Source organism: Flavobacterium magnesitis (genome assembly GCF_041729735.1).
Classification (GTDB): domain Bacteria; phylum Bacteroidota; class Bacteroidia; order Flavobacteriales; family Flavobacteriaceae; genus Flavobacterium; species Flavobacterium magnesitis.
Map to the genome: position 1 here is coordinate 1 of NZ_JBCFQK010000024.1, position 14,723 is coordinate 14,723.

Sequence of the window (14,723 nt, forward strand, 5' to 3'; positions counted from 1 at the left end):
TATATAGTATGTTGTGGTTTGATTAAAGATTAGAAAACACGATATTTCTTTCAATTCTCCAACCTTGTATTGAATGTTGTGGTTTGATTAAAGATTAGAAAACACGATATTGATACGAATGCGGACGATATAATGAACGAGGTTGTGGTTTGATTAAAGATTAGAAAACACGATATTTCGGGTCATGAATTCGATATTACTTTATCAGTTGTGGTTTGATTAAAGATTAGAAAACACGATATTATTTGAGATAGTGGCATACTCAAAAGAGCTGTTGTGGTTTGATTAAAGATTAGAAAACACGATATTTCTGAAATAGATATTGTTTCTCAACCAAGCGTTGTGGTTTGATTAAAGATTAGAAAACACGATATTAGCTTATTTACTTCTCCATTATCTAGTACGTTGTGGTTTGATTAAAGATTAGAAAACACGATATTACAGTTTATTCTGTTTCTGAAAATCAATTAGTTGTGGTTTGATTAAAGATTAGAAAACACGATATTCGCTTAGGAGAAATAGGTAATACTACTGCGTTGTGGTTTGATTAAAGATTAGAAAACACGATATTAGGATTGTTTCAGTATGTCACAAGTACTGGGTTGTGGTTTGATTAAAGATTAGAAAACACGATATTTTTGTCATTGAAAGAAGCTGAGGAATTAGGGTTGTGGTTTGATTAAAGATTAGAAAACACGATATTTGTTAACCATGTTGTGTTAAGAAAAGAAAAGTTGTGGTTTGATTAAAGATTAGAAAACACGATATTTGTTTCAATTTGATAAATTATCCTATTACAGTTGTGGTTTGATTAAAGATTAGAAAACACGATATTGGAATAGTAAAAACATTTGAAGTAATTACAGTTGTGGTTTGATTAAAGATTAGAAAACACGATATTGTCTGCGCCCATGGTTCCTAAGAACACTGGGTTGTGGTTTGATTAAAGATTAGAAAACACGATATTGTAGCAACAAAACAAAATTAGTACTCCTAAGTTGTGGTTTGATTAAAGATTAGAAAACACGATATTCAGCCATAAACAAATGATTGTTCAGGCTAAGTTGTGGTTTGATTAAAGATTAGAAAACACGATATTTCTTACAAGTTCACTGTCTAAATTAGATCAGTTGTGGTTTGATTAAAGATTAGAAAACACGATATTGGAAAAATTAAGTATTTAAACTTAAACCAAGTTGTGGTTTGATTAAAGATTAGAAAACACGATATTCGTTTCAAGAGAGATATGAAACCAGGGGCAGTTGTGGTTTGATTAAAGATTAGAAAACACGATATTATTATCGAAGAAATCTTATTCGAAAACAACGTTGTGGTTTGATTAAAGATTAGAAAACACGATATTCAAGGAGGTGCAAGAGATTATATTCAAGAAGTTGTGGTTTGATTAAAGATTAGAAAACACGATATTCAATCATTTGCTTTTGGTATTAATCGCAATGTTGTGGTTTGATTAAAGATTAGAAAACACGATATTCTTAACAGGATTACCAAGCCATTGAGCCTTGTTGTGGTTTGATTAAAGATTAGAAAACACGATATTAGCAGCTGGCTCATTGAACGCTTTTGATTCGTTGTGGTTTGATTAAAGATTAGAAAACACGATATTTTAACATAATTATTTTTCTCAATGTTTACGGTTGTGGTTTGATTAAAGATTAGAAAACACGATATTAGCACGTAATCGATAGTATAACAAGTAAACGTTGTGGTTTGATTAAAGATTAGAAAACACGATATTTAGTGTATTGAAAGGATATAATGAAAAAACGTTGTGGTTTGATTAAAGATTAGAAAACACGATATTTCGATTCATAGGTACCACAGAATAAGCCACGTTGTGGTTTGATTAAAGATTAGAAAACACGATATTCAAGAAACCTTATTTTTTATATCCATTTAGTTGTGGTTTGATTAAAGATTAGAAAACACGATATTTCATAGTAATAGATTTTTAATTGGGTACAAGTTGTGGTTTGATTAAAGATTAGAAAACACGATATTGAAACTATTACAGTCGATAGCGATACGGTAGTTGTGGTTTGATTAAAGATTAGAAAACACGATATTTTTATTTGAACATCACAAAGATTGGATGTCGTTGTGGTTTGATTAAAGATTAGAAAACACGATATTAGTTGGCTTGTTACCTTCTAATAATCAAAGGATTAAATTGAAATATCGTATAAAAAAATGCTTCTTTTCAGTTCGTGATAGGCTGATTTGGGGCATTTTTTTTGTTGTATCAAATTGAGAGATTTTTTTATATTTTTATAATCTGTTAGAAAAATTTGTGTAATGAAAAGTAGAAAAAATAATCGAATAAAAGGATTCGATTATTCAAGCAATAATATTTATTTTGTCACGATATGTGTTCAAAATCGTGAATGTTGTTTTGGATACGTAGGGACAGGTCGCGACCTGTCCGTACAGGATTCCAATGAAAATCATCATTCCAATGAAATTCATCCCAATGAAAATCCAGAAAATATCATTTCAGGAGTAAAAATGAATTTGAATTTGTATGGTAAAATTGTTGAAGAACAAATAATTTGGCTGCAAGAGCAATATTTATATGTTGATATTCATAATTACATTATTATGCCAAATCATCTCCATTTAATTTTAGAAATTATTAAAGATGATTCGGTTAAAATTAAATCTTTATCGAGCTTAATTGGAGCTTTTAAAACAACCTCTTCAAAATTTATTCATAAAAAAGGATTCGAAAATTTTGCATGGCAGCGTTCTTTCCATGACCATATCATTAGAAATGCAAATGCTTATGACAACATTTATGCTTATATTGACTTGAACCCTCAAAAATGGTATCAAGATTGTTTTTTTGAAAAAAATTAAAACAATTCTAATTGTGTAGGCTGAGGTGCTGATGGTATGGCGGCTTTTCCCCAGAAGTTCAGGATATTACCAAATTGTTTATCGGTTATTCGAAGTACACTTACTTTTCCTAAAGGCGGGAGTAATCTATGAATTCTTTTTTCATGAACATCGGCACTTTCGCTACTGGCGCAATGACGTACATAAACCGAATATTGCATCATCGAAAATCCATCTTTCAATAAATTGTTTCTAAATCCAGACGCATTTCTTTTGTCTTTTTTTGTTTCTGTGGGTAGATCAAAGAAAACAAATAACCACATTATTCGATATCCGTTAAGCTCCATAATACTGGATATTTAATTTTTTTTCGATTTCCTGTAAAACATTGTTGAAGAGAACTTGCCGTTTTTTGCAAGGCTATCATCAAAGGACTTTTCTCCTCTTTAAAATAAACCGTTCGGGTTAAAATTTGTAATAATTCGGACTTAATAACTGTGTTTAGTTCTTGTTCATCAAAACGCTGCATAATTTCAAAGACTTTTTCATCTACAATAGGACGAAACGGTTCCATGATGTCATCGGCAAGTGCAAAAGCATTGTATTTACTTTTATGGTGAATTCCTAATGTATTTAATAATCCGCTTCCAGAAAGCGCTCTTGCAGTAGCTGCTCTTAAAATGGCGTAGCCGTAATTCAGGAAATTATTAGGGTAGTCGCCATATCGTTCTCGTTTAATTCCATCGAATTCTAAATTAGGCTGAGGAAAATATTTCCAATATTGTTGTGCTGCAACTCCTTCCATATTAGATGAATCTCCACTTAATACCTTACTGGCCAGAAATGCAAAACTGTTTTTGGAATTCGTTATTTTTTCGAGTAGAAATCCCTGGTTTTTGATTTTTTCAATTATAGTTTGCTGCCATAACTGTTTTTTTAAAGGTATAGAAGCTTCAATTTGATTTTTGAATATTTCCTGTTGAATATGATGGCTGTTGAGGTTTAAAAACATTCCATTAGGAAGGTGATTCTTTCCGCAGATAATAATAGAAGTGTTGTTTTCAACAAGTAAATTCATAGCAGGAATGCTGAGGTAAATTTCATTATGATCGAGAACAAGAAAGCCAATATCCTCAATTGGGATAGCACTTTCCTTAATTTCTGATTTTAAAACTAATTGGTTATTTTTTGTAGTTATCGAAAATTTATTTTCAATTAAAATAGTTTTTTTTAACATAATAAGCTCGTTTTAATTGTTAGATTGTTGTAGTTGTATTAAAGGTTTGATTACTAGTAAACTACAGTGATAGTTTTTATTAGTTTTAAAGATACTATAAATTTTGAAGCAATTCACAATAAGGATTATTCCGTTGTGAAAGCATTTAAGGCGATGTAGTTATTCATAACTACATCGCCTTTTCCAATAAAAAAAATCCCATTTTGAACGTTATGTCCAAAATGGGATTTTTTAGTTATTAGAAAATCTTTTATTTAAAAAGTTTTTCCCAGGGATTGTCGCTTCTAAAAGGAACGGCAGGAAGTCCTTCTTTATTGATAAAATTAGATTGAGCGGCTTCATTCCAGCCGAAACGTACTGAATAGGGATGTTGAACTTCGGGTGAAGAAACGATTACCTTGTTATCTTTTATTTCGGCTTTTGCGGGTAGAAATTTACCATCCGCTCCGGCAATATTAAACCAGTCTAACGGTTTTCCATCACGGCTAATTAAACCACTTCCTATGTTTGAAAAACTAACTTCAATAGTATTGTTTACAATTTTCATTTTTTGGAATACAGGTCCAGAATAAATCACATTTTTTTGATGGTAAGCTTTATTTGCCGCAACCAGACTTAATCGGCGACCTACTTCCCATTTGTATCCAGGATGTAAATCGGCGGTGTTGTCAACCAAATCAGTAATGGAAATCATTGCTGTGTTTTTCAAATGTAATGCAAGTGCCTGTGCTTCCCAAAATTCAGGAAGAGTTTCGGTGGTAAGTGGTCTGTCTTTAGAAGCTGAATAATTGTAAGGTGCAATTTGGACAAAATAAAAAGGGAGTTTTTTGTCTTGCCAATCGTTACGCCAACTTTCGATTAAGGTTTTGAATTTGTAAGTATAACGAATATTTTCGTTCAGAAAACAATTGGATTCTCCTTGATACCACAGCATTCCTTTTAAAGCAAAGGGAATAAGCGGTTGAATCATAGTGTCGTAAAATTTTCCAGAATCACCACCATCATTGTTTAGTTTGTCTAGAATTTTTCCGTTTTTGAGTTTAGGTTCAAATTCTAATTTAGAACTCTGAATCCAAGGCTCAATTCGACTGCCGGGAACAGCTGCCGAAATCATTCCTATAGGTACGTTTAATTTGGCGTATAAATCTTTTGCAAAATAATAACCAACAGCCGAAAAATCGACAAGTGGTCTTCCCATTGCTGATTCCCAACCCGTATGTTCTGGATTGGGATCCATGTATTTTCGACGATCAAGGAAAATGCGAATGTTGGTATTTTTAGCAGTATTCAAATCATCTTCAGGCGGTTTGTTTCCTTTTATCGCTGTCTGGAATTTACTATACTTACGCATCGCATACTCCATATTGGATTGCCCAGAACAAAGCCAGACTTCACCAACCAGAATATTTTTCAATACAATTGTGGTTTTACCTTTAATAGTCATGTCTTTTGGTGTGAAAGAGGCTTTCATAGCGTTGAGTTTCACCGACCAATTTCCTGATTGATCGGTAACTGTATTTTTGGTTTGGTTTGCAAAACTGACTGTTATTTTTTCGCCAGCAGCTGCAGTTCCCCATATAGGCACTTTTTGTTGTTGTTGTAAAACCATATTGTGTCCTAATATTTTAGGAAGTGTAATTTGGCTAAAAAGAGGGGAAGTACATAATAATAAGATGCTTAATGTTATGAATTTTAGTTTTTTGAAATACATATATTATTTTTTAAAAATAAAACGGGGTGGCTAAAAAAGCACCCCGTTTCTAAGATTGTCAGTATTTTTAGTTTGGATTTTACTAAAGTTACTGTGTTATTTGTTCCAAATTTCCCAAGCTTTTTCAGCTTGAAAAATAAGCATATCCAAACCGTTTTTTGTTTGTGCGCTTTGTGCTGCAGCATTTTTCAAGAATTGCGTTTCTGCTGGATTGTAAATCAAATCGTAAGCGATGTGTTGTTCAGTAAACAATTCATACGGAATATCTGGACAAGCTTCTATATTTGGACTTGTTCCAATGGGTGTTGAATTGATGATGATTTGGTATTCCTGAAATGTTTCGGCGTTGATTTGACTATAATCAATAGCGGTTTCAGATGCTTTTCTGGAAACAAATGTATATTCGATACCTAATTCTTCTAAAGCAAAAGCAACTCCTTTTGAAGCGCCTCCTGTTCCCAGAATTAATGCTTTTTTATGATGGGCTTGCAACAAAGGTTTTAAGGATTTTAAAAATCCAAAATAATCAGTGTTGTAGCCTTTTAGTTTGCCTTTTTTAGTGATTTTAATGGTGTTTACAGCACCAATTTTTTTTGCTTTTTTAGATAATTTGTCTAAAAAAGGAATGACTTCTTCTTTATACGGTATAGTAACATTTAAGCCTTTTAAATACTCGGTATTCTTAATAATTTCAGGAAATACATTAATTTCCTGAATATCAAAATTTTCGTAAGTGTAACCTTGGTATTTTTCTTTTTCGAATTTAGTTGTAAAATGTCCTTTAGAAAAGGAATAACTGATATTGCGCCCCAGTAGCCCGAAGCGCTTTCTAGAATTTTTGGTCATTATTGTTTTTTATGTTTTTCGATATAATTTTGTACCATTTTTTTTGTCCAAACTACAGGAAATAAGTCTTCGATCAGGATATAGTTGTCAAAATTCAATCGAAGTCCGTTGCTTAAATGAAATTTGGCTTTTCTGTTGTCTTGAATCATAAAATAAAGACCTGCTAAACGGTATTCTATTTCGTTTTCTTCCGGGAAATAATCCGCTGCTTGTAATAAGGTGTGAATAGCGCTTTCAAATTCGCCAAGAAACTGTAAAATATCTACCCAAAATAACCAGGTGTCTAGCTCGGTATCTCCAAATTCTACTGCTTTTCTATAACCAAATTCAGCTTCTTCAAAAAAGTTCATTTGTTTGTTTATAGAAGCGTATCTTTTCCAATACAAACGATTTTGATTGTCAATGGCTAAAGCTTTGTTTACATAAAATAATGCTTTTTGAAAGTTTTTTTCGCGTAAATAGAAATCAGTAATAGCAATCCATCCTTTGTCTAAAAGCGGATCTTCGTGTACGGTTTCGTTATAAAATTTAAGCGCTAAAATTTTATTACCTAATTTCTCATGACATTTACCTATTCGAAGCAAAGCATACGAAGTGGCATCGTCTAATTCGATGGTTCTACTGTAGCTTTCAATAGCTTCATCAAATTTACCTAAACGTTCCAGAGCTTTGGCTTTTTCCATAAAAGCACCTAAAAACTCATCGTCAATAAGTGTCGCATAGTCAAAAGCACGAATGGCTTTTTCATAATCTTTTAGTCCGTAATGCAATCTTCCTTTTTGATGCCAGGCAATTTCGCTATATGGATTTTTCTCAATATAGTTGTCTAAATAAGTGATAGCATCTTCGTTTTGATCTAAAAACTCAAAGCAATACACTACATTGTACAAGGCAGATTGATCTTCGATATCTTCTTCCAGGCATTTAATAAAACTCTCTTTGGCCAATTCCAGATTGTCCATAAAAAGATATTCCATGCCTATTAAATTATACACATCGGCATAATCATCGGTATATTGTAAAGCAATTTTTAGTAATTCAACGGCTTTTTCATGTTGGTCTCTTTTCGAGTAAATGTTTGCCTTTTGAATATAAATTTCTTCATTATTGGGTTCTATGGCATACAGCTCGTTGAGTAATTTCTCAGCTATATCCAATTTGTCATCATAAACCAGCATTTCAACTTGTACCAGCTTTAAGCCCGTAGACTTGGGGTGTTGTTCTAATGCTAGTTTAAGCGCTTTTTTAGCTAAAGCGGCCTTACCTGTATCAAGATAATGAAGTATGATTTCTTCAAATTCTTCAGAGTCAAAAAAGAGGACTTTGTTGGTTTTCAACATCGACTCAAATTTGGATAGAGATAAGTTATAATCTTCTTCTTCGTTGCTTAGTTGCATACTTTCTGTTTTTAGAATTTGGCCTAGCTTAAAGTTAGGCATCCTTAGTGTTATTTTTGAAGAAAAAAATGAATTATTGTGAACAATTTAATTAACAAGATTTTAAATGGCAATATCAATAATCAATGGCAATTTCAATTTCAATAATCAATCTGAAATCAAAAATTGGTATTCGAAAATCTTAGAGCCTGCTTAAAATTCATTAAAATTAATTTCCCCTGACCCTAAAGGGTGTAATTTTGATGAATTTTCAAGAAATTTTCCACCCTTTAGGGACGGGGAAAAAGAAAATTTCTTTTTTTAAATAAATTTAAACAGGCTCTTAAATCGATATTTCGTTCATTACTTCGAGTATTATATTGCATCCTTCACGTATTTCTTCGTTAGAAATGGTTAAAGGAGGAGTAATCCTGATGGCACATCCTTCAAAGAGTAGCCAGAATAATATGAGTCCTTTGTCTTGACATTTTAAAATAACTTCATTTGTGATCGAAGCATTTGCTGTCATAGCAGCAAGCATCAATCCTTTTCCTCTAACTTCTTGTATCAAAGGATGTACCAAAAGTGACCTGAAAAGCTTTTCTTTTTCTAAAGCTTCGCTCATTAGGCTGGTTTCGGTTATTTCTTTCAAAGTGGCTAGGCAAGCTGCCGCAATGACAGGATGTCCGCCAAAGGTAGTGATGTGACCTAATTTAGGATTTTCGGTTAATAAATCCATCATCGCTGATGAAGCAGTGAAAGCACCCACTGGCATTCCGCCACCCATTCCTTTTCCCATGGCAACAATATCTGGAACTACATCGTAGTTTTGGAAACCAAATAAAGTTCCCGTTCGTCCAAAACCAGGTTGAATTTCATCGAGAATCATCATGGCACCCACTTCAGTACATCGGGCACGTACTTTTTTCAAGAAATCATTTTGTGGTTCTATAAATCCCGCACCACCTTGAATGGTTTCGAGTAAAATTCCAGCGGTTTTAGTCGTTATTTTTTCTAAATCGACCTCGTTGTTGAAAGTGATGAATTCTACATCTGGTATTAATGGGCGAAAAGCTTGTTTGCGTTCTTCAAATCCCATGACGCTCATAGATCCCATAGTATTTCCGTGGTAGGCATTATGGCAAGAAATCAATTGGCTTCTACCAGTAACTCTACGGGCTAGTTTTAAAGATCCTTCAATCGCTTCGGTTCCAGAATTGACTAAATAGGTTTTGTCTAAAGGAGCGGGGAGGAGCGAAGCCATTAGTTTGCAATATTCTACTGCAGGACTTTGCGAATATTCGCCATACACCATCACGTGCGAATATTTATCCAATTGGTCTTTTATTGCTTGATTGACTCTTGGCGGTTGATGTCCTAAGGTACAGGCCGAAACTCCTGCAACAAAATCCAAATATTTTTTATTATTAGTGTCGTAGATGTAAGAACCTATGGCGTGCGAAACTTCCATTCCTAAAGGATATGGTGAAGTTTGCGCTTGGTATTTTATAAAATCTGAATTCATTTTTTTATTTCTTAAGTCCTTAGTCACTAGTCCTTAGATTCTAATCTTTAAAAACTATTAAATTTAAAACTGAAAAGACTAATGCCCAAATTTGAAAACTAAGGACTAGGTACTATGGACTAACAGCTACTTCTTTTTCTTCTTCTTGTCGTAATCTAAAGTTTCTTTTCTAATTTTCATGGGGACATTTTCTTCGGCTTCTTCTTTTTTGCCTTCTTCAATCATTTTATCATTGTACTCATTGTCTTCCTCAGTAAAGATGTCGTCTTTCGATTTTATTCTTTCGTCGCCACGCCATTTAAATCCTTTGAATTTCCTGTCATGCTCGTCGAGCTCGTCTTCTGGGTATAATATACCTTCAACATTTTTTATAAAGTTGATTTCTTGTATTTTATTATTATCAAAAATAATATTGATATTGCTACTTACTGTTTTGTTTATTCCAATTAGTTCTTGAGCTTCATTGCGTGAATAATAAATACTTTCTGCATTTTTTATAATATCTACATTGTGTAATTTTCCTTCTAGAAATTTTCCAAATAAATTTTGTCCTTTTACTTGATTAAAACCTGTTCCGAGGGTGTCTTTTGAAATAATAAAAGTATTACCGAGGACTTTTAGGGAATCCAGCTTTTTAGTTTTATTATCACCTATAAGATGCATAATGTCTCCTGTAATCTGGCTTTCGCCATTCCATAAAATTGGATTACCGATGAGTTTTGTAAGTGAGTTTTTAGCACTAGAATGAATCGAATCGCATTTTCCACTCATATCGATTTTGAAAAAGCGTACATTATTAAAGGCGCGAACAATTCGATTGTCTTCTTTTCCTGTTACCATCAACTTTTTTCCATGAATATACATCGAATCCTTTTCGACTAAATTGATGGCTACAGCTCTTTTGGTTACAAACATCGAATCTTTTTGCTGAAAAACCTCGGCATAATGTCCCTTTATTATTCCTTTATTGATGGAGTCTGTAATTTTTACATTTCGTGTTGCCGAAGCAAATTCTTTATTCCTGTCATAATACAAACTGTCTCCTTCTATCAGTCGGTTGTCATACTTGATGTACGATTTCCGAAGAAAATGAGCGAGATTTTTCTTGGAATCATAAAATCCTTTTTCGGTATAAATAAAGTTGGTTGCACTTGTTATAGTTGAAGGACCAAAAAGATAGGAATGCCCAGAATTACTATAATAATCCAAATGATTGGATTTTATTACATATTTTGGGTTTGTTACAACAACTTCGGTTAAAAACTTGAATTTTTTTTCGGCAACAAAATACCTGCCAGATTTACTCACTAAGGTGTTTTCTTTGTTAATAATAGTTCCTTTAGTATTGTAAAAAACTTCTTGAACGTTTCGGTCAAAATTGATGGTATCTGTTGAAAGGGTGGCATCGGGAGAAGTCATCACGGCATCTCCAGTAGCAAATGCTTTTTTTACATTTCCGTTGTATTCTGCGTATTTACTGTTCAAATAAAGCGTGTCGCCTTGAACTAATTGTACATTTCCAAAAGCTTTAATGTAATTTTCTTTTTGAAAAAAATAGGCTTTGTTACAAGTCAGTACTACGCCATCATGGTTTACTACTACGTTTCCAGTTAGTAAAAAAGCATCAGGCATTTCGGTTTGATTCACATCAGCGAAATCAGAATGTTCTACAATTATTTTTTTAGGTGTTTTTTGAGCGTTTACTTTTATCGAAGTAATTAAAAACAAACTAAAACAGATGAAAAATAGCGATTTATTCAAGGGTATATATTTTCGTCAAATTTATGAAAAAGGAAACAATACTAATAAATATTACTATTTATTTATGATTTAGAAATGGGGCTTTTTGTAATAAGTTGTTTTTGATTTAATGAAAAAAAGCTGAAACATACTTAAAGTAATGCGTCAGCTTTTATAATTTGGATTATAAAGAATTTAATATCTCTTCTTTATAAACGTATTTTGATAATTTTCGTTGATCTTTTCCCAGTTGATTACATTGAAAAATGATTCGATATAAGAAGCTCTGCGGTATTGGTATCCTAGATAATAAGCATGTTCCCAAAGATCCAAAGCTAAAATAGGAGTTCCTGGAACAGCAGCGTTTTTCATTAAAGGATTATCTTGATCTTGAGAACTGGTAATTTTAAGTTTTCCTGCTTTGTCTACAATTAACCAAACCCAGGCAGAGCCAAATTGTTTTGTAGCCTCTTGTTTAAAAGCATTTTTGAAATCAGTAAACGAACCAAAATCTCTATTGATAACAGATGCTATAGTGTCTGTTGGAGTTCCGCCAGCATTAGGAGCCATGGATTTCCAATACAATGAATGGTTGTAATACCCGCCAGCATTGTTTCTTAATTCGGTATCGTTGATGTTGAGTTTTGCTAATATGTTTTCGATAGACATATTCTCATATTCCGTTCCCGCAATTGCTCTATTGAGGTTATTAGTATAGGTTAAATAATGTTTAGAATAATGTACTTCTAAAGTAAGAGGTGAAATAGAAGGCGCTAAAGCATCATAAGGATAAGGTAATTTTTCTATTAAAAATGAACCAGGATCCGCTTTTACATCGTCTGGAAATCCAATAGTTACTTTTTCTTGTGCAGTAGGAAGTGGAACTTCTACAACTTCGGTTAGTTTTTTATTGTTGCATGAAATTAAAAAACTAAAAATAAGCAAGTTTGCAATTGTAAAAAAAAACTTTTTCATTGTAATTGTACTATTTTTAAAGCGAATTGATAATTTCAATATAGTTTTCTTTAGCTTCATCAGATGAAATATGACTAATTTGCATCCAAGCATTTGTTTTAAAAGCATCTCTCAAATGGAAATTAGTAGTTTGTCTAATTTCTACTGTGCCCATGGTTGCCTGTTTGTAAAAAGCATACAATCTTAATTGAACATCTTGAGGTAAAGATGCTTGAGTCATTTTTGCAGCTTTTTCAACAGCTTCATTAAACCTAGTATCTAAATCTTTTTTAGTCATTATTTTTTTGTTGCAATAATTGTTTTTCCTCCAATTGCTTTTTGGTTCAAAACTACATTTATTGGAGTGCCTAAAGGTAAAAATAAATCTACTCTAGAACCAAATTTAATAAAACCTGCATCAGTTCCCTGAACAACTTGCATTCCTTCTTGTGCGTAATTTACAATTCGGCGTGCCAATGCTCCGGCAATTTGACGGTATAAAACAGCACCAAAAGTATCATTTTCTACCACAACGGTTGTTCTTTCGTTTTCCTCGCTGGCTTTTGGATGCCAGGCCACAAGAAATTTACCTGGATGGTATTTGCTGAATTTTACAATTCCATTCATAGCATATCGCGTAACGTGTACGTTAATTGGCGACATAAAGATAGAAACCTGTAAACGTTTGTCTTTAAAATATTCTCCTTCGTACACTTCTTCGATAACCACTACTTTCCCATCAACAGGAGCTAGAATTAAATCATCGTTAGTAAGTACTGCTCTTTTAGGATTTCTAAAAAATTGTAGAATGATGATTAAAAACAAAACTGCAAAGATTTGAACTAACATTCTTAGCCAATAGATATCGATAAATTTGTCGGCAAGTAATAGTACAGCTACTGTAAAAACTATACCTAATGAGATTGATGGAGCTCCTTCTTTATGAAACATAATTTAAAATTTGGTAAAATAAAAATATAAATGGTGCTACAAATATAACACTATCTAGTCTATCTAGCACACCTCCATGTCCTGGCATGATATTTCCGCTGTCTTTTACTCCAGCAATTCGTTTAAATTTAGATTCTATTAAATCGCCAATAGTACCAAAAACTCCAACAATTGCAGCAATTGAAGTCCATATTAGTATAGATTTTTCGCTAAACTCAGGTCTGGGTCTAATGTAATATTTAGAGATTAAATAACCCGCTAAAATAGCAAAAAGAAGCCCTCCTACAAACCCTTCGATTGTTTTTTTAGGTGAAATTCGTTCAAAAAGTTTGTGTTTTCCAATGGATTTTCCAACGATATAAGCAAAGGTATCATTGGTCCAAATAAGAAGAAATAATCCAATTATAATTTTAGGATTATAGTCTTTTATACCAAATGAAATTTTAGTGATAAATACAAAAGGAAGTATAATGTATCCAAATAAGTATAAGTATTTGGACGAAGTACTTATTTTTTGAATGTTATCATAAAAAAGAAAAAGAATACATTTTATAGAAACAACTAAGGTTATGGCTAGTAATATAATATTCAGTTGTTGAATATTGACGTTGATTTCAATAGCAGTTCCAAAATATTGATTGATTGTAGCTGTGGTTATTTTGTTGTAATGGCTAATTAATGTTATTCCAGTATAAAGAATTGTTCCTGCAATTAACGGTAGTATTTTGTTTACTTGAGTTAAACTACAAAATTCATAAATGGCAATAACCAGAAATAAGCCAAAGAGTATAAAAAAACTTTCGGTTGAAAATAATATAGAAGCTATCAATAATAGGATATAAATAGCACCTGATATTGATCTTTTTAAAGTTTCATTCATTTTAAAGATCTTCTAAAAGCAATAAATAAAGATTTTTAGCAGAACTCCCGTATTGGGTAAAGTCTTCTTCTTTTGCTTTTTCAAAATATTTTATAGCTGTAATGTTGGTAGGATAATCTCTTTCGTATTTCTTTTTTATAGCACTTAAACCGTCGCTTTTCATAGCAAGAATTTGGCTTGTTGTTGCCAGAACTACTATGTTAGTTGGTAATTCGTTAGGCTTAAGTTGTTTGATTTGTTTAGACGAAAATAGGATAGAACCTTCTTCGGCAATCAAATTTTCACAACTTGATAATAGAAATTTAGGATTAGTAAGATTTTTATAAATGAGTTTGTTTTCGTCTAAAAGTCCAAAAAGATTAGAATCGTAGCAAAGCACTTCGCTTTCAAACCAGTCGTTTTCTTCTAAGATATTTTCGAAATGATCTTTTACTTCTTGAGCATTTTCGCAGTATAAAAATTTACCTCCATTTTTTTTAAAATTGAAGATAAATCGTTCGTCTACAGAGATGTTGTTTTCAGGAAAGAAATTGTTGTTTTGACTTTCTTTTTCCTCATCTGATGCCGAAATACTAGATCCAAAAAGTTTTCTAAAAAGACTCATATTTTGTAGGGTACTTGATATATTATATGTAACCGTCCAAAGA

At 32.4% G+C, this 14,723-nt stretch carries 13 protein-coding genes and 1 CRISPR repeat array; of the genes, 1 reads left to right on the forward strand and 12 read right to left on the reverse strand.

Annotation, left to right across the window (positions count from 1 at the left end):
* Window positions 1-10: 10 nt before the first annotated feature.
* Window positions 11-2,154: a CRISPR direct-repeat array (repeat unit 36 nt; unit sequence GTTGTGGTTTGATTAAAGATTAGAAAACACGATATT).
* A gap of 162 nt (window positions 2,155-2,316) precedes the next feature.
* Window positions 2,317-2,877, forward strand: a complete 561-nt coding sequence (locus tag AAGV33_RS13870; protein ID WP_373392729.1) for a transposase — start codon at window positions 2,317-2,319, stop codon at window positions 2,875-2,877.
* Here the strand turns inward: AAGV33_RS13870 and cas2 are convergent.
* From cas2 to AAGV33_RS13930, 12 genes are all read right to left on the reverse strand, one after another.
* On the reverse strand, window positions 2,874-3,203 hold the full coding sequence (gene cas2 / locus AAGV33_RS13875) for a CRISPR-associated endonuclease Cas2 (RefSeq protein WP_373392731.1): 330 nt from the start codon (window positions 3,201-3,203) through the stop codon (window positions 2,874-2,876). The two genes, AAGV33_RS13870 and cas2, sit on opposite strands and share 4 nt — an antisense overlap.
* Complete coding sequence (gene cas1 / locus AAGV33_RS13880) at window positions 3,179-4,093, reverse strand: type II CRISPR-associated endonuclease Cas1 (RefSeq protein WP_373392732.1); 915 nt, start codon at window positions 4,091-4,093, stop codon at window positions 3,179-3,181. Before cas1 ends, cas2 begins: the two co-directional genes overlap by 25 nt.
* 250 nt (window positions 4,094-4,343) lie before the next feature.
* Entirely contained in the window at window positions 4,344-5,804 is a 1,461-nt protein-coding gene (locus AAGV33_RS13885) for a sialate O-acetylesterase (protein ID WP_373392733.1), read from the reverse strand.
* Between the two features lie 96 nt (window positions 5,805-5,900).
* Window positions 5,901-6,650: a shikimate dehydrogenase family protein gene (locus tag AAGV33_RS13890; RefSeq protein WP_373392735.1), complete on the reverse strand. Its 750-nt coding sequence runs from the start codon at window positions 6,648-6,650 to the stop codon at window positions 5,901-5,903.
* Window positions 6,650-8,047: a tetratricopeptide repeat protein gene (locus AAGV33_RS13895; protein ID WP_373392737.1), complete on the reverse strand. Its 1,398-nt coding sequence runs from the start codon at window positions 8,045-8,047 to the stop codon at window positions 6,650-6,652. Before AAGV33_RS13895 ends, AAGV33_RS13890 begins: the two co-directional genes overlap by 1 nt.
* A gap of 322 nt (window positions 8,048-8,369) precedes the next feature.
* Window positions 8,370-9,551 (reverse strand): aspartate aminotransferase family protein, encoded by a 1,182-nt coding sequence (locus AAGV33_RS13900; RefSeq protein WP_373392739.1) that lies wholly within the window; start codon window positions 9,549-9,551, stop codon window positions 8,370-8,372.
* 126 nt (window positions 9,552-9,677) lie between these two features.
* A complete protein-coding gene (locus AAGV33_RS13905) occupies window positions 9,678-11,312 on the reverse strand; it encodes an OstA-like protein (protein WP_373392741.1) in 1,635 nt (544 codons plus the stop codon).
* A 174-nt stretch (window positions 11,313-11,486) separates the two neighbouring features.
* Complete coding sequence (locus AAGV33_RS13910) at window positions 11,487-12,266, reverse strand: superoxide dismutase (protein WP_373392743.1); 780 nt, start codon at window positions 12,264-12,266, stop codon at window positions 11,487-11,489.
* 16 nt (window positions 12,267-12,282) lie between these two features.
* Window positions 12,283-12,543 carry an acyl-CoA-binding protein gene (locus tag AAGV33_RS13915; RefSeq protein ID WP_373392744.1) on the reverse strand — a complete coding sequence of 87 codons (261 nt, stop codon included), beginning with the start codon at window positions 12,541-12,543 and terminating at the stop codon, window positions 12,283-12,285.
* Window positions 12,543-13,196 carry a phosphatidylserine decarboxylase family protein gene (locus tag AAGV33_RS13920; protein WP_373392745.1) on the reverse strand — a complete coding sequence of 218 codons (654 nt, stop codon included), beginning with the start codon at window positions 13,194-13,196 and terminating at the stop codon, window positions 12,543-12,545. The genes AAGV33_RS13915 and AAGV33_RS13920 overlap by 1 nt, the downstream gene beginning before the upstream one ends.
* Window positions 13,186-14,076, reverse strand: coding sequence for a phosphatidate cytidylyltransferase (locus AAGV33_RS13925; protein ID WP_373392746.1), 891 nt, complete (start codon window positions 14,074-14,076; stop codon window positions 13,186-13,188). Before AAGV33_RS13925 ends, AAGV33_RS13920 begins: the two co-directional genes overlap by 11 nt.
* Window position 14,077: 1 nt before the next feature.
* Window positions 14,078-14,680 carry an LUD domain-containing protein gene (locus AAGV33_RS13930; RefSeq protein ID WP_373392747.1) on the reverse strand — a complete coding sequence of 201 codons (603 nt, stop codon included), beginning with the start codon at window positions 14,678-14,680 and terminating at the stop codon, window positions 14,078-14,080.
* Window positions 14,681-14,723: the final 43 nt, after the last annotated feature.